This is a genomic window from Herbaspirillum autotrophicum, from assembly GCF_001189915.1.
GTDB lineage: Bacteria > Pseudomonadota > Gammaproteobacteria > Burkholderiales > Burkholderiaceae_D > Herbaspirillum > Herbaspirillum autotrophicum.
Genome location: NZ_LFLS01000003.1, coordinates 129,069 through 149,379 on the forward strand (window position 1 = coordinate 129,069; position 20,311 = coordinate 149,379).

16 protein-coding genes and 1 pseudogene are annotated in these 20,311 nt (G+C 58.7%); 3 read left to right on the top strand and 14 right to left on the bottom strand.

All coding sequences use genetic code 11. The annotated features are described in order from the left end of the window. Positions 1–12: 12 nt before the first annotated feature. Positions 13–1,140, bottom strand: coding sequence for an efflux RND transporter periplasmic adaptor subunit (locus AKL27_RS03270; RefSeq protein ID WP_050461331.1), 1,128 nt, complete (start codon positions 1,138–1,140; stop codon positions 13–15). Between the two features lie 35 nt (positions 1,141–1,175). Then, positions 1,176–1,661 (bottom strand): DUF2165 family protein, encoded by a 486-nt coding sequence (locus AKL27_RS03275; RefSeq protein WP_050461332.1) that lies wholly within the window; start codon positions 1,659–1,661, stop codon positions 1,176–1,178. A gap of 25 nt (positions 1,662–1,686) precedes the next feature. On the opposite strand from AKL27_RS03275, the gene AKL27_RS27530 reads away from it, so the two are divergent. Further along, positions 1,687–1,926, top strand: coding sequence for a hypothetical protein (locus AKL27_RS27530; protein WP_157056773.1), 240 nt, complete (start codon positions 1,687–1,689; stop codon positions 1,924–1,926). Positions 1,927–2,031: 105 nt separating this feature from the next. Here the strand turns inward: AKL27_RS27530 and AKL27_RS28590 are convergent, their stop codons facing one another. The 5 genes from AKL27_RS28590 to AKL27_RS03295 all read right to left on the bottom strand — a co-directional run bounded on the left by AKL27_RS28590 (position 2,032) and on the right by AKL27_RS03295 (position 7,084). Next, positions 2,032–4,161 (bottom strand): methyl-accepting chemotaxis protein, encoded by a 2,130-nt coding sequence (locus tag AKL27_RS28590; protein ID WP_408609751.1) that lies wholly within the window; start codon positions 4,159–4,161, stop codon positions 2,032–2,034. 17 nt (positions 4,162–4,178) lie between these two features. Then, entirely contained in the window at positions 4,179–4,331 is a 153-nt protein-coding gene (locus tag AKL27_RS27535; protein ID WP_157056774.1) for a hypothetical protein, read from the bottom strand. Positions 4,332–4,434: 103 nt separating this feature from the next. Then, complete coding sequence (locus AKL27_RS03285) at positions 4,435–5,478, bottom strand: glycosyltransferase family 4 protein (protein ID WP_050461333.1); 1,044 nt, start codon at positions 5,476–5,478, stop codon at positions 4,435–4,437. Continuing rightward, a complete protein-coding gene (locus tag AKL27_RS03290) occupies positions 5,460–6,320 on the bottom strand; it encodes a UDP-2,3-diacylglucosamine diphosphatase (RefSeq protein WP_050461334.1) in 861 nt (286 codons plus the stop codon). The genes AKL27_RS03285 and AKL27_RS03290 overlap by 19 nt, the downstream gene beginning before the upstream one ends. Continuing rightward, entirely contained in the window at positions 6,317–7,084 is a 768-nt protein-coding gene (locus tag AKL27_RS03295; protein ID WP_050461335.1) for a GNAT family N-acetyltransferase, read from the bottom strand. Before AKL27_RS03295 ends, AKL27_RS03290 begins: the two co-directional genes overlap by 4 nt. A 273-nt stretch (positions 7,085–7,357) precedes the next feature. On the opposite strand from AKL27_RS03295, the gene AKL27_RS03300 reads away from it, so the two are divergent. Further along, positions 7,358–8,140: a 3-hydroxybutyrate dehydrogenase gene (locus AKL27_RS03300; protein ID WP_050461337.1), complete on the top strand. Its 783-nt coding sequence runs from the start codon at positions 7,358–7,360 to the stop codon at positions 8,138–8,140. Between the two features lie 23 nt (positions 8,141–8,163). On the opposite strand, the pseudogene AKL27_RS03305 reads toward AKL27_RS03300, so the two are convergent. The 3 genes and pseudogenes from AKL27_RS03305 to AKL27_RS03315 form a co-directional block, all read right to left on the bottom strand. Continuing rightward, positions 8,164–9,939: pseudogene (locus tag AKL27_RS03305) on the bottom strand (methyl-accepting chemotaxis protein); the annotation flags it as partial. Between the two features lie 449 nt (positions 9,940–10,388). Then, positions 10,389–11,702, bottom strand: a complete 1,314-nt coding sequence (locus AKL27_RS03310) for a hemolysin family protein (RefSeq protein WP_050461340.1) — start codon at positions 11,700–11,702, stop codon at positions 10,389–10,391. Positions 11,703–11,871: 169 nt separating this feature from the next. Then, entirely contained in the window at positions 11,872–12,576 is a 705-nt protein-coding gene (locus AKL27_RS03315) for a hypothetical protein (protein ID WP_083438843.1), read from the bottom strand. A gap of 286 nt (positions 12,577–12,862) precedes the next feature. Here AKL27_RS03315 and AKL27_RS03320 point away from each other — a divergent pair, with 286 nt between their 5' ends. Further along, positions 12,863–13,633 carry a TorF family putative porin gene (locus tag AKL27_RS03320; RefSeq protein WP_050461341.1) on the top strand — a complete coding sequence of 257 codons (771 nt, stop codon included), beginning with the start codon at positions 12,863–12,865 and terminating at the stop codon, positions 13,631–13,633. 57 nt (positions 13,634–13,690) lie between these two features. Here the strand turns inward: AKL27_RS03320 and AKL27_RS03325 are convergent, their stop codons facing one another. The 4 genes from AKL27_RS03325 to kdpB form a co-directional block, all read right to left on the bottom strand. Then, positions 13,691–14,392, bottom strand: a complete 702-nt coding sequence (locus tag AKL27_RS03325) for a response regulator (protein ID WP_050461342.1) — start codon at positions 14,390–14,392, stop codon at positions 13,691–13,693. 4 nt (positions 14,393–14,396) lie between these two features. Further along, complete coding sequence (locus tag AKL27_RS03330) at positions 14,397–17,141, bottom strand: DUF4118 domain-containing protein (protein WP_083438844.1); 2,745 nt, start codon at positions 17,139–17,141, stop codon at positions 14,397–14,399. A gap of 417 nt (positions 17,142–17,558) precedes the next feature. Then, positions 17,559–18,134: a potassium-transporting ATPase subunit KdpC gene (gene kdpC / locus AKL27_RS03335; protein ID WP_050461344.1), complete on the bottom strand. Its 576-nt coding sequence runs from the start codon at positions 18,132–18,134 to the stop codon at positions 17,559–17,561. Positions 18,135–18,213: 79 nt separating this feature from the next. Next, positions 18,214–20,295, bottom strand: coding sequence for a potassium-transporting ATPase subunit KdpB (gene kdpB / locus AKL27_RS03340; protein WP_050461345.1), 2,082 nt, complete (start codon positions 20,293–20,295; stop codon positions 18,214–18,216). Positions 20,296–20,311: the final 16 nt, after the last annotated feature.

Genomic DNA, 20,311 nt, shown 5'->3' on the forward strand with positions numbered 1-20,311 from the left:
CAATGGGAAAAATCAGACGGCGGGGGTGTCCGGGGCAGCCGCAGCCGGAGCTTTGAGCGGAATCGCGACGGTGTCCTGACTGACGGCCTGCACTGCCACGCCATCGCTGAGTTTGAGTTGACCGGAGGTGACAACCCGATCGTGCTCGCGCAAGCCGGCAGTGATTTCCACCCGGCCATTCTGGCGCTCGCCAACTTTTACCGCGACCCGCTTCACCGTCAGTTGTTGTTGCGGATCCGCGTGGGCGACAAACACGGTTTCACCATACGCGGTATAGGTCACCGCAGTTTCCGGTACCGTCAGCGCGCCGCCGTCATGCTGCCGTTCGACCCGGATGCTGGCATACATGCCGGCTTTCAGTACGCCATCCGGATTACGCACGCGTGCCTGCACTTGCACCATACGTGACCGCGCAATCAAGGGATCCAGCGCATTGATGCTGGCGCTGAAACGGCGGCCGGGATAAGCATCGACCTGTACCTCGACCTTCTGCCCCGGGTGCAACTGCGCACTGGTTTGTTCATCCAGCGAAAAATTCACATACAGTGCACTGCTGTCGATCAGCGACACGATGGCGTCGGCCGCCTTCAGGTACTGCCCTTCATGTACTTTGCGAATACCGAGCACGCCGGCAAATGGCGCCCGGATGATCTTTTGTGCGAGCATGGCCTGTATCCGTTGCAGTTCTGCGCTGGCGGTATCGCGTGCCGCCAGTGCCTGCTCCAGTTGTTCTTGCGTGGCAGCGTTGGCCGCCACCAGTTTTTGCAACCGCGCATGGACCGACTCCGCATTGCGCAGCTGCGCTTGCAGGCGCAACTGCTCTGCCTGTTCCGGCGCATCGTTGAGGCGCACCAGTACCTGACCGGCCTTGACCGCCTGACCGGAAACAAAGGCGATCGTGCTGACGCGGCCACTCACTTCGGCTGCCACCTGCACCTGGCGTATCGCTTCCAGTTCGCCAACACCGGCAAATGCCTGGGCGATATTGGTGCGGGTCACCGGTGCCAGCGCCACCTTGATCACCGGCGCCGGTACCGGCGCTGCGGTGGCTAGCTTGCCGCTGGCAAGCAAACGCCAGCCAAGCGCCAGTACCGCGATGCCTGAGATGAGGACCAATACGGCCCGTTTTTTGTTAACCATGGCAGTTGCCTCTCGGGGCGTGAAATGAGGCTGGGTCATGCCCAGTCAGCGTTGAATAAAAAGAACATTGCGGCCATCCAGATCAGCATCACCAGATGCGTGATTTGCAAACTTTCCTGACGCATCCAGTAACCAAACCACAAGCCCCCCAGATGCATCGCGAGCAAAAATGCCACGGCCGTGCTCAGCGCCAGATTGAGCCAAGTTCGTGCCGCCACCAGATCGCCGGCTGCCAGCAAGTGATAACAGCCGATCCAGCACGCGCAGGCAGCGGCGATTTGCAATCCCAAGATCAGCAACAACGCGAGGCGCGCGATCAGCGACGAATTGATGGCGCGGGACAGCAAGGGAATATCGATAGCGGGAGGTTGTTTCAACGGTGTCATCGCCATGGTGGCGCCGACCGCCCCGGCCGACGCCGCGAAGGCGCGCAGGTTATTGAGCGCGACAACCGAGAACCACAGCGCCAGGCCGGCCGCGTGTAGCAGTTGAAACAGCAAGATGGAAGCAGGCAAACCCATGTGAGACGTCTCTTTCAGTCAGCAGGTGGCGGTATTTCGCCAAGGCCGGGCGCGCGGAAAATGCGCGCGGTACGCGATCAACGGCGCAGATAATTACGCAATCAAACGCTTGCATAATAGATTGCTGACGCAAATTAAACAAGCAAATACTTGGAAATTAAAAAGAAAGATTCTCCATCCGCAGAAAAACGGACGAACAGCATTGCGCGCCCTGTATGCGGACAAGGCGCGAGGTGATGAAAGGGAAATCGGGGTGATCGCGTGAACCGGCTGCGCGCGAAAAAAAACCTCGCGCCAGGCAAAATGGCGCGAGGTTGTTTACAACGGCTCAGCAAAAATCACGACAGCGGCAAAGCCGCCCGCGACAGACTCAGAATGTTTCCCAAGAATCGCCGTCGACATCGGCACCGGCTTTCACCGGTACATTACCGGCTGTCGCTTTGGCTGGCGCCCGGTTGATTGCCGGCACTGCCTTGGGTGCCGGCGCTTTGCGCAACGGCGCCGGCAGTTTCTTCGCCGGCGCCACGGGCGACGGCAGCGATGACGTCAGGTGGTGTGTATCTGCTGCCGACAACTTGAAGACGCTGACCGCCTTCGCCAATACTTCGGACTGCTCTTGCAGACTTTCGGCTGCGGCCGCAGCCTGCTCCACCAGCGCGGCGTTTTGCTGCGTGATTTCGTCCATCTGCGTGATGGCCTGATTGACTTGTTCGATACCGGCGCTTTGTTCCTGACTGGCGGCCGAGATCTCACCCATGATATCGGCCACATGCCGCACCGACGTCACGATCTCGGTCATGGTGGCGCCGGCTTCATCCACCAGTTTGCCACCGGCGTCGACCTTGCTGACCGAGTCGCTGATCAATTCCTTGATTTCCTTGGCCGCACTGGCAGAACGCTGCGCCAGACTGCGTACTTCGCTCGCCACCACCGCAAACCCGCGTCCCTGTTCGCCGGCACGCGCCGCTTCCACCGCCGCGTTCAAGGCCAGGATATTGGTTTGAAAAGCGATGCCATCGATCACGCTGATGATGTCGACAATCTTGCCCGAGCTTTCCTTGATCGAGCCCATGGTATTGACCACGTGACCGACCACGTCGCCGCCCTTGACCGCCAGCGCCGATGCCGAATGCACCAGCTGATTGGCTTGCCGGGCGTTATCGGCATTCTGCCTGACGGTCGAGGTCAGCTCTTCCATCGAACTGGCGGTTTCTTCCAGACTGGATGCCTGCGATTCGGTGCGGTTCGACAAATCCGAATTGCCGCTGGCAATTTCGCGTGACGCCACATTGATGACATCGATACTGGTACGGACATCGGCCACGATATCGACCAGACTGCCGGACATGTCATTCAAGGCGTGCAGCAACTGCGCCGACTCATCGCTGCCCACCACCTGCGCCCGCGACGTCAGATCGCAGGATGCCACCCGCCGCGCCATGCTCACCGATTCCGAAATCGGCACCGTGATCGAGCGCGACACCATGGTGCCGATCCAGGCCGCAAACAAGGCCAGCGCAGCGATGATTGCCAGCAGCACTATTTCATTGCGACGCAGTTCAGCGGTTTGCTGTCCGAGCGCCGTTTCGAGGCTGCCGATCACGGCATCGAGCACCTTGAACTGGGCATCGATTGCCTGAGTGAATTGCGTGAAATATTCCTGCGGAGGATAGTCCGGCGTCTCCGCTTTGATCACTTTTTCATCGGCCAGCCTGATGGCGGCGGCAGCTTGTTTTTTGGCTTCGCCGACAGTTGCGCCGAGCGTGTCTTTGAGTGCCGCCTTGATCGCAAACGCCTGCTCGAACAATTTGTCTGCTTGCTTCAGACGCTCCTGGGCACGCTGGCTGGGCCGGATGACCGCCAGCCGGTCTTCAGCAGTGGCGGTCTTCTTGCTCAGGATACCGGCGCCGCGTGCCCGCATCTTGCCGAGCTCTTCGGTCAGCGCCGGCAATGCCACGAAGCCGCCGGCGATCAGCTTGGTGCTATCCAGATCTGCGTCCAGCGAAAGTTTGAAATCATCCAGCAGCGCATCGTTGATCTCGAACAGTTTGGCAATCGTATCGCTGTGCGTGCCAAAGCTTTGCGGCAAATCGAGCTTGCCGCCTGCCACGCCATCCCGCAAAGTGTTCCACGCGGTTTGCGCCGCCGTCACCTCACGATTGATGTCCGGGTTGCGGGTGCCGGTCAGCAGCAGTTGCGCCGTCAGTTCCTGAAACGCCTTGTCGACCTCCTGCGCCTTGGCCTGGCGTGGCGCTGCAACGCTGTCATTGCCGCCCAGCAATACCGCCGACAAACCGCGATGTTGCTGCATCAGTTGCATGGTCCGCAACAACAGACGGGCCGGCTGTACACCTTGAATTTCCAGATTTTTTTGTGCGATGAGTTTTTCCGCACTGATGACATACAACGCTGTAGGTACCCCGAACAAGGCGATACCGATGACGCCAAGCAAAGTGAATTTTTTCCACAACTGCATGCTGGCAAATAAATTTTTCAACATTTCCCCATCCCCCTGTCTCATTCCATGAAATGGCTCAAGCCCCCTTGAGTGCGATGCGTGCGCAAACGATTGCCAGCTTTTTTCTGCTGATCAATCGTGATGTTTACACTTTTTTCGACCGCTTGAAAACCAAATATATCGTCCGCTCTTGCATGCAATAAACGTTCCAAGAACACCTGAACGGAACGTACACTGGGACTGACGGCGATAAGGGGTGGGAAATAATCAGCGGCGGGGATTTACCAAAATGAGACAGCAACGGGCATTATCTTGTCAATCCGCCAATACCGGAATCGCGGGACGGGCCGTAGCCTGCGCCTGACGGGCCGGATGCAAATGTTGCAGAAATTGCTGAGTGGCGGCCTCCCACGAATACGTCAGCGCATGCTGCCGCACGTCGTCGCGGTGCATATCCAGAGCGGCCCGGCAAGCCAGGCCGAGATCTGCATCAAGCACCCCGGAAAGGCCATTCGCCACCACATCCAGCGGTCCTTCGACCGGATAGGCGGCAACCGGCACGCCACACGCCATGGCTTCGGCCAGCACCAGACCGAAGGTATCGGTGCGACTCGGGAACACGAATACATCGGCGCAGTTGTAATACGCCGGCAATTCGCCATGTTCTTTACCGCCGAGAAAACGCACCTGCGGGTAGCGCGCTTCCAGTTCTTCGCGCTGCGGTCCATCGCCAATCACCCATTTGGTACCGGGCAGATCAAGCCGCAGAAATGCTTCAATGTTTTTTTCTACCGCCACCCGGCCGACATACAGAAACAAGGGCCGCACGATGCAGGCATGATCTTCCGGCACTGGCTTGAAGACTTCGGTATCGACTCCGCGCCCCCACAATACGGCATGTTCAAAACCATGCTGCAGCAATGACTCTTGCATCTTCGGGGTCGGCACCATGACCGCTTTGGATGGTCCGTGAAACCAGCGCAGCAAGGCATAGGTAACAAAACGCGGCAACAGCGAGCGGGCGCTCAGATATTCCGGAAAACGGGTGTGATAGGCGGTGGTGAAATCGAGTCCGCGACGCATGCAGTAACGACGTGCCGCCAGTCCCATCGGGCCTTCAGTGGAGATATGAATGCAATCCGGCGCGAAGGCATCCAGTGTCGATGCGATCTTGCCATAGGGCTTGTATGCCAGACGGATTTCCGGATACGTGGGGCAGGCAAAGGTGCGGAAATCGCGTGGCGCCAACAACAATACTTCATGCCCCAGTTGCTGCAAGCAACGCTGCGTGGCGCGCAGCGTATTGACCACACCGTTGACTTGCGGCTCGCCGGCATCGCTTACGATGGCAATGCGCATGGTTCTTCTTTCGCTGCCGCCGTTTTCAGGCCATGTTTGAGTTGCATGATTTCCTGCCAGGTCACCAGCCGCAATTCACCGCTGGCATCTTCCACCAGCGCCGACAGGCTTTCCACCCAGTCGCCGTCATTGCAGTAAGTGATACCGCCGATGTCGCGAATTTCCGGTTTGTGGATATGACCGCAAATCACACCGTCCAGTCCCTTCTTTGCAGCCTCCGCAGCCAAGGCATCTTCGAACGAGGAAATGTAATTGACGGCGTTCTTGACCTTCAGCTTCAGGTACTGCGACAACGACCAGTACGGCAAGCCGGCACGCGCGCGCCAGCCGTTGAACCATTGATTGAATTTCAGGATCATGGTGTACAGACTGTCGCCGACATACGCCAGCCATTTGGCGCAGGCAATGACGCCGTCGAAACGGTCGCCATGCAATACCAGCATGCGCTTTCCTTGCGCGGTGGTATGCACCAGTTCATCACGAATCTTGATGCCGCCGAAATCCAGGTCGATGAATTGCCGGATCGCTTCGTCGTGATTGCCGGGCACAAAAATGACGTTGGTGCCCTTCTTGGCTTTCTTCAGCACCGTCTGCACCACGTTGTTATGGCTCTGTTCCCAATACCAGCGCCGTTTCAATTGCCAGCCATCGATGATATCGCCGACCAGGTACAAGGTGTCCGACTCAGTCGCCCGCAAAAACTCCAGCAAGCGCTCGGCCTGACATCCTGTGGTCCCCAGATGCACATCAGAAATCCAGATGGTTCTGAAGTGCAGCGGGTCGCGTTTTTTACCAAGGCCATCCCAGATATTTGCATCAAGAAATGGATCGCGTGGTTTCATGCAGGTCTCGTTTCTTTCAGATAGTGTTTGGCATAACGGCTATCGAGTTTTGCCAGCGGCAGCAACAGGAAAAAATCGGCTGAGTGGAAATCAGGATCCCAGGCCGGCTCGCCGCACACCCATGCACCGCTGCGCAGATAACCGCGCAACAGCGGTGGAATTTGCGGCTGGTGGCCGGCTTCGCGTTCCGCAATCGGGAATGGCAGATGCGGCGTGACGCGGTAGTCTGGCGGCGCCATATTGTTTTCCTGGAACGCGTGATACAGGGCCGCTGCATTGTGGCCGCCATCCGCCAGACTGACGCTGGCGCAACCCATCAGGTAATCGCAACGTTCCTTGCGCATGTATGCTGCGATACCGGCCCACAACAACATGATGACGCCGCCGCTGCGATAGTCGGGATGGATGCAGGCGCGGCCGGCTTCGGTAATCGCGTTGCGCAGATTGTCGAGGCGGCTCAGATCGAATTCCTGCTCCGAGTAGAATTTCCCCATGCGCCGTGCGGCGTGCGGGCTCATGACGCGATACGTACCGACCACGCTCAGGGTTTTGCTGTCGCGCACGATCAGGTGATCGCAATAAGTATCGAACTCATCCTTGTCCAGTCCTTCCGGATTGGCCAGCGCCGACAGATTCATGCTTTCAATGAAAACCTTGTAACGCAAACGCTGTACTTCGCGTACTTCTTCCGGTGTGCTGGCGAGACTCAGTGCCAACTTGGAATGACTTGCGGTGGCATCGGCAGGGTTGGTCAGCAGTCTCATGCAACGTCCTTTTTCAGTTGTCAACGCTGCAGAGCGTAACCGGCGATTGTTTCAGGGAAATGACAATTCCGGTCCTGATTGCGGCGCAACAACACTCTCTGCGAGGCGTTACAATGGCTGTCATGAATGGTCGCAGAGACGCCGCGACCGGTTGGCGAAAGCCCGGCAATCATGACGAACTTTGCGCCGCCATCCGTATCGAACCGCCATTCACCCGCACCGCCGCTCTTATTTTGCTTTAACACTTGCTCTAACGTAACGTAAAGGAAAGCTATGCAACTCAAAGACAAAGTCGCTCTGATCACAGGCGCTGCCAGCGGTATCGGCAAGGAAATTGCTCTGGAGTACGCCAAGGAAGGCGCCAAGGTAGTCATCGCCGATCTGGCGCTCGATGCCGCCAAGGCGACCGCAGACGAGATCAACAAGAGTGGCGGCAAAGCCATGGCAGTGGCCATGAATGTCACCGACGAAGCGCAGGTCGACAAGGGAATTGCCGATGCCGTGGCAGCCTTCGGCGGCATTGACGTGCTGATCAGCAACGCCGGGATTCAGATCATCAGCCCGATCGTCGACAGCACACTGGAAAACTGGCGCAAGATGCTGGCGATCCATCTCGACGGCGCCTACCTGACCACCCGCGCCGCCATGCGTGAAATGATCAAGGCCGGCCGCGGCGGTTCCATCATTTACATGGGGTCGGTCCACTCGCACGAAGCATCACCATTGAAGGCACCGTACGTGACGGCCAAGCACGGTCTGATCGGTCTGGCCAAAGTGGTGGCAAAAGAAGGCGCCAAGGACAAGATTCGCGCCAATGTGATCTGTCCCGGCTTCGTGCGTACGCCGCTGGTGGAAAAGCAGATTCCGGAACAGGCCAAACAGTTCGGCATCACCGAAGATGCCGTGGTCAAGACCATCATGCTGAAAGATACGGTGGATGGTGAATTCACCACCACCCATGACGTCGCCCAGACCGCAATTTTCCTGGCAGCGTTCCCCTCCAATGCACTGACCGGTCAATCGATCGTGGTCAGCCATGGCTGGTTCATGCAGTAATCAGCAGTCAGTCCCAGGCAACATCAGACCGATGCCGGCCAGACCGTAACCTGGCCGGCATCGCGTTTTTCAGCGCGGTTGCCGGTGTCAGTGCCGGTGTCGGTCAGCTTGAAAAACGACACCACCTGCTGCAATTTTTCCGCTTGCGCATTCATCTCTTCGGCGGTCGCCGCCAGTTCTTCCGAGCCTGCCGCATTATGCTGAACGGTCAGGCTCAGTTGCTCAATCGCAGAACTGATCTGGCCGACGCCTGACGCCTGCTCATGCGATGACAACGCAATCTTTTGCACCAGCGCCGAGGTCTTGCGAATATTCGGCACCAACTGATCCAATGAATACCCCGCCTTATCCGCCAGTTCCACATTGGCGCTGGTCACCGTGCCGATTTCCTGCGCTGCGGTCTGGCTGCGTTCCGCCAGTTTTCTGATTTCACCGGCCACCACGGCAAAGCCGCGCCCGTGCTCGCCGGCCCGCGCTGCTTCAATACCGGCATTGAGCGCCAGCAAATTGGTTTGATAGGCGATGTCATCAATGACGCCAACCATTTTGGTAATCTGATTCATGGCGGTCACGGTCGAGCGTACGGTCAGCCCGCTTTCCGCCGCATCCTGCGCTACCTGACTGGCAATGCCATCGGTAAACTTTGCGCTTTCGGCGTTGCCGGCAATCGATTCGTTCATTTCTTCAATCGACGCACTCACCATTTCAACCCCGGAGGCCTGTTCGCTGGCGGCCTGCGACAAGGATTGTGCGGTGGCGTTGATGGCGTTGGCTTCCAGCGCCACGGCTTCGGCCCCGCCGCGCACTTCTTCCACCACCTGAGACAGGCGCTCGACCATGATCTTCATGGCGTACACCAGACTGTCGTTATCCCGTGGCGCAATCTTGATCTGCGCAGTGAAATCGCCTTGCGCGATCCGGATCAGCACACCGGCGACATAATTCGGCTCGCCACCCAATTGCCGGATCAGGCTGCGGCTGATGGCCCAGCACATCAGCCCCGCAAACAGCGCGATCAATGCCACTCCGGCCGTGACCAGATTGCGCATCTCGCGTTGCCGCTCGATGCGCGAAGACAGCAAAGCATCGAGTTCGTGCATGGCGGCAAACGCGGCCACAAACTGTTGATCGATGGCTTTGCTCAGCACCCCGAAATACGCCATCGGCGCCAGATCAATAGTCTCGGCGGCGGCCACGCTGAGACGTCCCAGCTCCGATGCCGAGCGACCGGCATTGGCGGCGGCCATCATCTGGTTGCCCATGCGGTCTTGCAACGCGTGATTTGCCGTATAAGCCTTGCCGACCGAACGCGTCACGCCATTGGCGCCAAGGTTGGCCTCGGCCAGCAAACTGTACATGATGCCCCGGCCTTCGGCATCGATCGAGCCCAGTGCCAGAAAGCCGGTGCCGCGACCGCGTACCCGTCCCAGATATTCGGCATAACGCGGGAAATCGAAAAAGACCGCGCGGATCAGGTAATAGCTGTCGGCATCGGCATCGCGATCCAGTGCATAGGTCTCGGCGATTTGCTCGTTGAGCAGCAACAACGCATCGCACAGCCGGGTATGGCGCTGAAAACTGTCATCCGGTCCGAGGCCGCCGGCGGCAAAGCGCTGCGCCAACTCATTCCAGCCCGATTGAATTTTTTCCAGTGCTTCGGTTTCACGCTGGGCCGTCGGCGGCAATGCCGCTCTGGCTTCGGCCAACGCCTGAGTGACCTCGGTCTCTGCCTGACGCCGCTGTTCGCTCATCTGGCCGCCGCTCAGATACGCTGCCGACATGCCGCGATGCTGTTGCATTTTCTGCAACAGCGTCATGACTTTCTGTCCCGGAACAATCGCCGACTGCTCTTGCTCGGAGGAAGCAATCAATGCATTGGCACCGCTCACGTAGAGATACAGCGATGGCGCCGTCAGCAACACCCCCATCACACCCAGCAGGGCGAACCGGTGCCACAACTTCATGCGCCGCAAAAACCTTGTCATACCCTCTCCTGTTGCCGTATCTGGTCGCCGGCAACGTTTCCATGATTCTTTTTGTTTTACCCCTGTCCGTCATGCAGCGCTGCCGGCTTTACCGGTCTGATGCCATTGCACTGCGGACACACAATCCCCCAGGCAAGATGAATGCCAAGGCGATATGCGGAAATGGTACGGCAAGCCCGTACTGTTTGTCTGCTGAATTTACGTCCTGAAGAGACGATTGATACGTCTGCACGACAGCCGGAACCCCGGCAGTCGTGCTCGGACTAGGTCTGCGGTGCGTGCGGGAACACCCGCACCAGCAAGATTCTGGGGCCCTGCATCCGCTGCACCACGATATCGAATGCCGCGAACGAGACTTTCTGACCTTCCTTCGGTATTTCACCCAAGGCTTCCATGATCAGGCCACCGACCGAATCCACGCTTTCGTCATATTCCAGGTCGATACCGAGCGTATGCTCCAGCGTCACGATCGGCAAGCTGCCTTTGCCCAGCAGGCTGCCATCTTCCTGCAAGGTCCACTCGTTGTTGCCGTGCCGGAATTCGTCGCGGATTTCACCAACCAGCACACCCAGCAGGTTATCCAGCGTAATGAAACCTTGCGGCAACTGATCCTGGCGGCCGATGATGGCGAAGTGCGGCATGCCCTGACGGAAGCGGCGCAGCAGTTCCAGCGCCGACAGACTCGGCGAAATGTACTGCACCGGGCGCAGATAATCTTTCAGATTACTGATCGCCTTGCCATCCTGCTGCGCAATGAACACGTCTTTCAGATGCAGCAGGCCGAGTACCTTTTGTTCTTCTTCATCGAAGTAGGGATAACGGCTGAAACGATTGCGATAGATGATTTGCAGGTTTTCGGCCAGCGTGTTGGCATCGCTCAGGCTGACCAGTTCATTGGCCGGGCGCATCAGATCGGCGACATTGAGATCGCCGAAGTCGAGCGACTGCGCCAGCACTTTCCACTCTTCGCGAGTGAACTTGCCGTGCTTGCCGCCGCTGCCGGCACGCAAGATCAGTTTGAGTTCTTCGGAGGAATAGTGGGCATCATGCCCCGGCACCTGTCCCAGGCCCGCAACTTTCAATACCCAGTTGGCGCTGGCATTGAGTACCCAGATGACCGGATACATGCCCCAATAGAAACCATACAGCGGCACGGCACACCACAAGCCGACCTTTTCCGGGCTGCGGATGGCCATCGACTTCGGCGCCAGTTCACCGATCACGATGTGCAGGAAGGAAATGACAAAAAAGGCGAAGACAAAGGAAATGCCGTGAATCAGCTCTTGCGACGCCACACCCAGCACGGCGAACAAGGGTTCCAGCAAGCGCGCGAATGCCGGCTCGCCGATCCAGCCCAATCCCAGTGATGCCAGTGTGATACCTAATTGACAGGCCGACAGATAAGCGTCGAGCTGATTGTGAACTGTTGCCAGTATGCGGCCGCGAAAGCCCTGTGTTTTAACGATTGCCCGGATACGCGTCTGACGCAGCTTGACCAGACCGAATTCTGCCGCCACAAAAAAACCGTTCAACGCAACCAGAAAGAGGGCCGCGACGATCAGTAAAATATTTTCCAACGAAGTTTCCTATTGAGTAATGATAAAGGCCGTGCAAAAGCACGAACCGTAATTTACCACGTCACAGATCGTCGTCAGAAAACGATATCAAAATAATAATCTGCCCGGTTTTGCGACGGCCAGGACAAGCCAGCCACGCGCGCGCGCCCGCAAACAGGAAGAAACCGGCTCAGCGAAACCATTCGGGCGAGATGAAGCGCAAGCCGATCACCACATAGCGGCCCTGCGTATCGCGGCCGAAGGTATTGCCGGCGGTCAGGTCGAGTTCAATCTTTTCAGGCACCAGCACGGTCCGCACGCCGGCCTGATACGAGGGCTTGCCCTTGCTTTCACCGAATACCTCACCGATGAACGACAACCGCTCCAGCAGCCGGGTCTCATTGCCGAGGCCCCAGGTCAGCCGGGTACTCTTTTCAGCGCCAACGTGATTCAGCCCCAGATTGGCATGGACCAGAATGTCATCGTCGCGCAACGACAGCGTCATCGGTACCTTGGCGAAATAATTCCAGCTGCGTTCGCGGTCGTCGGCGCTGGTCTGGCGATTGGCGCCGGCCAGCAGGCCAATGCCGTACCCGTTGGTCTCCAGTACCTTGAAGATGGTCTTGGCCTGAATTTGTGCGTCCGACATGTACATGCCCTGTGCATCGCGTTGCCATGCACCGCCGGCCGCCACTTCCAGATTGCCGGTGAAATTGCAGGATGGCATGAGCCAGCGTTCGGTACCGCCGCGATTGAAGCGGCCCCAGGTTTCGAGCTGGCACTTGTGCGCGCCGAGCAATTGCGCATCGTCGACATTCATTGCGCCGGCGGCATGCACTTGCTGCGTCATCGACAGCGCACATGTTGCCAGCGTGGCAGAGATTATTTTCTTCATGAATTCAGGGCTGGTTAGCAATACGGTCACAAGCGCAGTCCAATTTGCCAGATAAAGTGACTCGGCGTGATGCTAGCACCGGGCTTTTGTGCAAACAATCAAAAATCGCTCAACCAGAAAAAATATCAATGACAGATACAACAAATACTATTCATGCGGCGATGCAATCGTCACTGCGTAACAGGCATTTATGACATGTTAATGAAGACGGGCAGGAATTTTATAAGGATTAAACATGCCGCTCCCTATGCTGTGACGCTCCACATCAAACGAGGGAAATTACATCATGTCAGTCACACATCGGGCCATTGCCATTTCACTGAGTATCGCCGCATTGCCCCTGCTGCTGCCGGCAGCCCATGCCGAAACCGCTGCCGCAGAGGCGCAACCGGCATGGACCAGCAGCGCCAATGTCGGCGTATTCAGTCAATACGTGTTTCGTGGCTTGACCCAGACCAATGAAAAACCGGCACTGCAAGGCGGCTTCGACCTCGGCCATGAGAGCGGCTGGTACGGCGGCGTCTGGCTGTCCAATATCAGCTGGATCAGCGACGCCACGCCGGGCGCATCGGCCAGCCTGGAAGCGGATATCTATACCGGCATCAAACGTCCGTTCAATGATTTTCTGGCGTGGGATATCGGCGTGCTGCATTACGCTTATCCGGGCAGCTATCCGAATGGCTTCACCAATCCCGACACCACGGAAATTTATGCCGCGCTGGATGGCAAATGGATCACTGCCCGTTATTCGTACAGCCTGACCAACACCTTTGGCAGCGCCGATACGCGCGGCTCCGGCTATCTCGATATCACGCTGACGCATGAAATCGCCGGCGGCGTCAACGGTGTTGCGCATATCGGCCGCCAACGCTACACCGGCCCCAATGCATCCAATCTGTCTTATACCGACTGGAAGCTGGGCCTGAACAAGGACTTCTCCGGTTATGTGCTGGGTGTGTATTACACCGGCACCAACGCCAGCGATGCCGCCTATACCGTCAAGGGCAAGAATCTCGGCCGCGACCGCATCGTATTGTCGGCCAGCCGCAGCTTTTAACCTGCTCGTCAAGCGCAATGCCATGCCGGCATTGCGCTTCATCGTTACTGCATCGGCTCAGACGACTTCCACATCCACCACCCGATATCCAACCCCGATTTCAGTCATGATGTAGCGCGGCTGCGCCGGATCATCTTCCAGCTTCTGGCGCAGACGCTGCATGTAAATGCGCAGATAGTGATGATCGTCAGTATGTGATGGCCCCCAGCCGGCCACCAGCAATTGCCGGTGCGTGATGACCCGGCCGGCGTCACGCAACAAGGTCGAAATCAGACGGTATTCGATCTGCGTCAGATGGACCGCCGCCCCTTCCCGCTCGGCAGTACGTGCCGGCAGATCAATCAATAACTTGCCCATGCGGAAACGGCCGCTGCCGCTGCTGGATTGCGTGCGGCGGCGCAACTGGGCACGAATCCGCGCCACCAGTTCCGGCATGCCGAACGGCTTGACCAGATAATCGTCGGCGCCGGCATTGAGCGCGTCCACCTTTTCCGACTCCTGGGTACGCGCCGACAAGATCACGATCGGGATATCACTCCAGGAACGGATGTCGGCAATCACTTGTTTGCCATCCAGATCCGGCAAACCAAGGTCGAGAATGATCAGATCCGGTTTGCGGGTGCCGGCTTCCACCATGCCTTCTCTGGCATTGCGGGCTTCATGCACGATAAAGCCCTCGTGTTCCAGTGCGCCGCGCACCAGCTTGCGGATATGGGTGTCGTCTTCGATCAGGACGATATTGCCTGCGTGTTCCAGCATAGGTTCAGTTCTCTTCCGGCAATTGAGGTTGCGCTTCCAGCGGCAAGGTAAAACACACCATGGCGCCACCGGTTCCAGCGGCAGATGCGGGATTGCTTTCGACCTTGATCTGGCCGTCGTGAGCTTCCACGATGGCGCGACAGATCGCCAGCCCGAGGCCGACCCCGGGCGTACTTGATTCGGCATTGCCACGCGTGAATTTTTCGAAGGCGCGCTCTTCCATGCCGGGCGGGAAACCCGGGCCACGGTCACTGATGCAAATCTTCATCGTCGCCCCCTGTGCTTGCGCGGTAATCACGATGGGTTCCTGCTGCGGTGCATACTTGAGCGCATTCTCGATCAGATTGGCGAATACCCGTTCAATCAGCACCGCATCAAATCGCACCAGCGGCAGATCGGGCGGCAGCCGTACTTCGACCTTGCGTCCGCGCAGCGCCTTTTGCAACAGCCGCAGCGCGGTGCCGACCACTTCTTCAATCGCGTTCCATTGCCGGTTCAGCGTGACGCCGCCCGATTGCAGCCGCGCCATGTCCAGCAAATTGACCACCAGCCCCGACATGCGTTGCGATTGTTCGCTGATCAGCAAGGCCATGTCATGCTGCTCCGCCGCCAATCCGGGACTGGAAGCCAATGCTTCGGCACTGCCGGCGAGCGAGGTCAACGGTGTGCGCAAGTCATGCGAAATGGCCGACAGCAAGGAATTGCGCAAGCGCTCCGATTCCATCTTGACCAAGGCATCCTGCGCCACTTCGGCATAGTGCAAACGCTCGATTGCCATGGCAATCTGGTTACTGAAGATTTCCAGCATCTGGCGATTTTCCGGCAACGCCAGTTGCGCCGGATCGCGGCCATGTTCCAGCGTCAGCGCCAGCACGCCACGCGTGCGCATGGTGGCGGTCAGCGGCAGATACAACGCGTGCGCCGCCGGCAAGGTAGCGGTGCCGTGACCGGCCGGCTGGCCATTGTCATAGACCCATTGCGCGACGCCGGCATCGGTGTCGCGCAACACATGCGGATCATGGTCGCTCAATCCGGCCAGCCGGATCTGTTCATTGCTGTCCGGCAGAAAAAAGGCCGATTGAGCGCCGAACACTGCCGCCAGATGACGCCGGCCGATTTCCAGAATCTGTTCCAGCGTCAGCAGTGCCGCCAACTCCTTGCCCAACACATACAAGTTGCTGGCGCGGGCTTCGCGCAACATCGCCACGGTGGCCTGGCGTCGCATGCGTGATGCCAGCGAACTGATGAACAGGGACACCACCAGCATCACCAGCAGCGTCACCAGATATTGCGCATCCGATACGCTGATCGAAAAGCGCGGCGCCACGAAAAAGAAATCGAAGGCCACCACGCTGAGCACCGAAGCCAGTGCCGATGCCGAGCGGCCGTAACGCATGGCGACAATCATCACCCCCACCAGATACAACATGATGACATTGGCCGGATGCAGGAAACTGATCAGCCACCACGCCAATGCAGTCGTCACGCCGCAACTGATGCAGGCCCACAGATAACCGCGCGCGCGCCGGCGCCGGCTGCCATGCATGCCACCGAATGCGGCATCCGTTTCACGACTGGTTTTATCGGATGCCATCGCCGTCGTCGAAGCCGGCGGCCGCGCCACGGCGTAGACATCGAGATCGGCACCGAGTGCGGCCAGCCGTTGCGCCAGTTGCGGCCGCCACAACCGTTGCCAGCCGGCGCGCCGCGATTGACCAATCACCAGCTTGCCGGCATTGCGGCTGCGGGCAAACTGCACCAGCGCCTGCGCCAGATCGTCACCGCTGATGCTGGCGGTTTCGGCGCCGAGCGATTGTGCCAGCTTGAGATGTTTCAGAATACGTTCACGATGGGTGATGGTGGCGCGTGGCCAGATCGGCAAATCGACATACACCGCCAGCCAGTCCGCCTGCAATTTGGCAGCCAGACGCGCCGCTGCGCGCACCAGCTTGTCTTCGTCCGCGCCCATCCCGAGCGCCACCACGATTCGCTCTTTGGTTTGCCATAACTGGACGATGGCGCGGTCGGCGCGGTATTCGCGCATCTCGGCATCGACCCGGTCAGCGGTGCGGCGCAATGCAATTTCACGCAAGGCGATCAGGTTGCCCTTGCGAAAAAAATTGCGCCCGGCCTTCTCCGCCTGTTGCGGCAAATACACCTTGCCTTCTTTCAGGCGTTGCAATAATTCGTCCGGCGGCAAGTCCACCAGCGTGACATCGTCGGCCTGGTCGAATACGTGATCGGGAATGGTTTCAAACACGCGGATGCCGGTGATCTGCCCTACGACGTCGTTGAGACTTTCGATGTGCTGAACGTTGACGGTGGTGAAGACATCGATGCCGGCGTGCAGCAACTCTTCGATGTCTTGCCAGCGCTTGGCATGGCGTGATCCGGGCACATTGGAGTGCGCCAGCTCATCGACCAGCAATACTTGTGCACGTCGCGTCAGCGCTGCATCGATATCGAATTCACGCAGGGCGCGATCCCGATAACTGATGGTTTGCAGCGGCAACCGCTCGATTCCTTCGAGCATGGCTTCGGTGTCGGCGCGACCATGGGTTTCGACAATCCCGGCCACCACGTCGATACCTTGTTCGCGCAAGGTTTGCGCAGCGGCCAGCATGGCGTAGGTTTTCCCGACCCCGGCCGAGAATCCGAAAAATATCTTGAGCCGCCCGCGTGCCTGCCGGTCTTCTTCGCGCATGACACGGTCAAGCAGTTCGTCGGGATCGGGGCGATGAGGGGTCATGGATGGATTGTAGTGGGAAATCAAGGGGTTGAGGCAGGGAATGCGCACCGACTGATGTCGTGGTGTTCATTGCCGGCGTGATAACTGAGGGACGCGGTTGTCAGTGATGGATTTTCCTTGTCTTGATTTTTTTCTCTTCGGTCGGGCAAAGCCGAAGGCGAGCCGTTTCTACGCTTCCGCATTGAGACGCTGCCGGTGGGGGCAGGTGGCAATCGGATAAAGAAGCGAAACTTGTCTGAGCGCAGCGAGCTTCCCGATTGCCGCCTGGCACCAACGGGAACCCGAAGGGCAGCGGCTTTGCGGTCGTCTTTCTTTGCTTACTTTCTTTGACGAAGCAAAGAAAGTGAGTGGCTGCGCCTCCCCCCCCCCCGCTTGCTTCACCGAGGAAAGAAAAGCAGCACGTCCCCATCAATCATCTTACTTAGCCACACCATCCAACGCCAGATTAACCCCCAGCACATTCACCCGTGGTTCCCCGAACAAGCCCCATTGCGGTGCCTCGGTCTGGCTCAACACGATCGCCCGTACCTGCTCCACCGTCATGCCGCGTGCCTGCGCCACGCGCTCGACCTGATACTCGGCACCGGCCGGACTGATATGCGGGTCAAGGCCGCTGCCGGAGGCAGTCAGCAAATCAAGCGGAATTTCGCCCTTGCCACCCGCCTGGCCGGCGCGCAATTCTTCTGCCCGGGCCTTGGCGGCATCAGCCAGCGCCGGGTTCAGCGGACCGAAGTTGCTGCCGCCGGACGCCATGCCGTTGTAGGGAAACGTACCGGATGCCGAAATCCGGCCCCAGAAATAATTGGCGCCGGTGAAGTTCTGCCCGATCAGTGATGAACCGACCACCACGCCTTTGCGCTCAACCAGACTGCCGTTGGCTTGTTGTGGAAAAAAGGTTTGTCCCAGTCCGGTCACCAGCGCCGGATACAGTCCGCCCAAAATCAGCGACAACAGGATGAACAGCGATACTGCGGGTCGCAGCAATGTTTTCATGACAATCTCCAAAACGGATTTACAAAATGCCGCCGGCACACAACCGGCGGCGAACGCGGCAACTGCTGCCGCGCTCCTGTTACACCAGACCGGCCGCGGCCAGCAACACGTCGATCAGCTTGATGCCGACGAATGGCACGATCAGGCCACCAAGGCCGTACACCAGCAAATTCCTGCGCAACAGCACGGCTGCCCCCAAAGCGCGATAGCGGACACCACGCAAGGCCAGCGGAATCAGCACCACAATCACCAGCGCATTGAAGATCACGGCCGACATGATGGCTGACGACGGGCTGTGCAGTTGCATCACGTCCAGCGCGCCGAGTTGCGGATAGGTGGTGGCGAAAATGGCCGGAATGATCGCGAAGTATTTGGCGACGTCATTGGCGATACTGAAGGTGGTCAGGCTGCCGCGTGTCATCAGCATCTGCTTGCCGATTTCCACGATCTCGATCAGCTTGGTCGGATTGGAATCCAGATCAACCATGTTGCCGGCTTCCTTGGCCGCCTGAGTGCCGGTATTCATGGCCACCGCGACGTCGGCTTGCGCCAGCGCCGGCGCATCATTGGTACCGTCACCGGTCATCGCCACCAGCTTGCCTTCGGCCTGATACTGGCGAATCAGCGACAACTTGTTTTCCGGTGTGGCTTCGGCCAGAAAATCATCGACCCCGGCTTCAGCCGCAATGGCCGCTGCCGTCAGACGATTGTCGCCGGTAATCATGATGGTCTTGATCCCCATGCGGCGCAGTTCGGAAAAGCGCTCCTTGATGCCACCCTTGACGATGTCCTTGAGTTCGATCACACCCAGGATCCGAATCGTGTCGTGCTGCAATTCGGCTACTACCAGCGGCGTGCTGCCGCGACGCGCCACGGTTTCCACCGCAGTCGTGACTTCATTCGGCAAGTTCTGGCCCAGTTGTTGCGCCAGCTTGCGAATCGCATCGGCCGCGCCCTTGCGAATCTTGCGGCTGCCGATATCGACACCGCTCAGACGTGTCTGCGCACTGAAGGGAATGAATACGGCACCAAGGCTGGCCATTTCACGTTCACGCAGATTGAAACGGTTCTTGGCCAGCACCACGATACTGCGGCCTTCCGGCGTTTCATCCGCCAGCGAAGCCAGTTGCGCAACATCGGCCAACTCTTGTTCGGTGATGCCGGGGGCCGGCAAAAAGGTCGAGGCCTGACGGTTACCGAGCGTGATGGTGCCGGTCTTGTCCAGCAACAAGACGTCGACGTCGCCGGCAGCTTCCACCGCACGGCCGGAGGTGGCAATCACATTGGCTTGCATCATGCGGCTCATGCCGGCGACGCCGATGGCGGACAGCAAACCGCCAATCGTGGTCGGAATCAGACACACCAGCAACGCCACCAGCGCGGTCACCGTCACCGGTGCCCCGGCATGGGCGACGTTGACGCTGAATACCGAAAATGGCAGCAGCGTTACCGTCACCAGCAGAAACACCAATGTCAGCGCCACCAGCAACAAGGTCAGGGCAATTTCATTCGGTGTCTTTTGCCGCTTGGCACCTTCCACCATGGCGATCATGCGATCCAGAAATGCTTCGCCCGGATTGACCGTGACCCGTACCACGATCCAGTCCGACAGCACACGGGTGCCGCCGGTGACGGCGGAAAAGTCGCCGCCGGATTCGCGGATCACCGGTGCCGATTCGCCGGTGATGGCACTTTCATCGACGGTCGCCACGCCTTCCACCACTTCGCCATCGGCCGGCACCACATCACCGGATTCGATCAGCAGGTAATCGCCTTTGCGCAGGCTGTTGCCTTCCACCATCATGCATTCGCTGGTGCGGTCGGCGCTTGCCAGTTTCTTGGCCAGCACATTCTTCTTGGCGCTGCGCAGCGAGGCAGCCTGGGCCTTGCTGCGGCCCTCGGCCAATGCTTCGGCGAAGTTGGCGAACAACACCGTGAACCACAGCCAGACCGCAACCGCCAGAATGAAACCGGCCGGTGCTTCGCCATCGCCGCCGAGCGCCTGCACAAACAAGGCGGTGGTCAGGATACTGCCGAGATAGACCACGAACATCACCGGATTGCGCCATTGGGCGCGGGGTGACAATTTTTTGAACGATTCGATCAGGGCCGGTTTGACGATCACCGGATCGAACATCCATTGGGTGGCAGAGTTGCCCATTATTTTCTCCGTATCA

Coding starts and splice junctions, on each gene's coding strand:
- AKL27_RS03295 (WP_050461335.1), bottom strand. CDS start 7,084: ATGAGACTGCTGACCAACCCTGCCGATGCCACCGCAAGTCATTCCAAG.
- AKL27_RS03300 (WP_050461337.1), top strand. CDS start 7,358: ATGCAACTCAAAGACAAAGTCGCTCTGATCACAGGCGCTGCCAGCGGT.
- AKL27_RS03290 (WP_050461334.1), bottom strand. CDS start 6,320: ATGAAACCACGCGATCCATTTCTTGATGCAAATATCTGGGATGGCCTT.
- AKL27_RS03270 (WP_050461331.1), bottom strand. CDS start 1,140: ATGGTTAACAAAAAACGGGCCGTATTGGTCCTCATCTCAGGCATCGCG.
- AKL27_RS03320 (WP_050461341.1), top strand. CDS start 12,863: ATGTCAGTCACACATCGGGCCATTGCCATTTCACTGAGTATCGCCGCA.
- AKL27_RS03315 (WP_083438843.1), bottom strand. CDS start 12,576: ATGAAGAAAATAATCTCTGCCACGCTGGCAACATGTGCGCTGTCGATG.
- AKL27_RS28590 (WP_408609751.1), bottom strand. CDS start 4,161: ATGTTGAAAAATTTATTTGCCAGCATGCAGTTGTGGAAAAAATTCACT.
- AKL27_RS03330 (WP_083438844.1), bottom strand. CDS start 17,141: ATGACCCCTCATCGCCCCGATCCCGACGAACTGCTTGACCGTGTCATG.
- AKL27_RS03285 (WP_050461333.1), bottom strand. CDS start 5,478: ATGCGCATTGCCATCGTAAGCGATGCCGGCGAGCCGCAAGTCAACGGT.
- AKL27_RS03325 (WP_050461342.1), bottom strand. CDS start 14,392: ATGCTGGAACACGCAGGCAATATCGTCCTGATCGAAGACGACACCCAT.
- kdpC (WP_050461344.1), bottom strand. CDS start 18,134: ATGAAAACATTGCTGCGACCCGCAGTATCGCTGTTCATCCTGTTGTCG.
- kdpB (WP_050461345.1), bottom strand. CDS start 20,295: ATGGGCAACTCTGCCACCCAATGGATGTTCGATCCGGTGATCGTCAAA.
- AKL27_RS03275 (WP_050461332.1), bottom strand. CDS start 1,661: ATGGGTTTGCCTGCTTCCATCTTGCTGTTTCAACTGCTACACGCGGCC.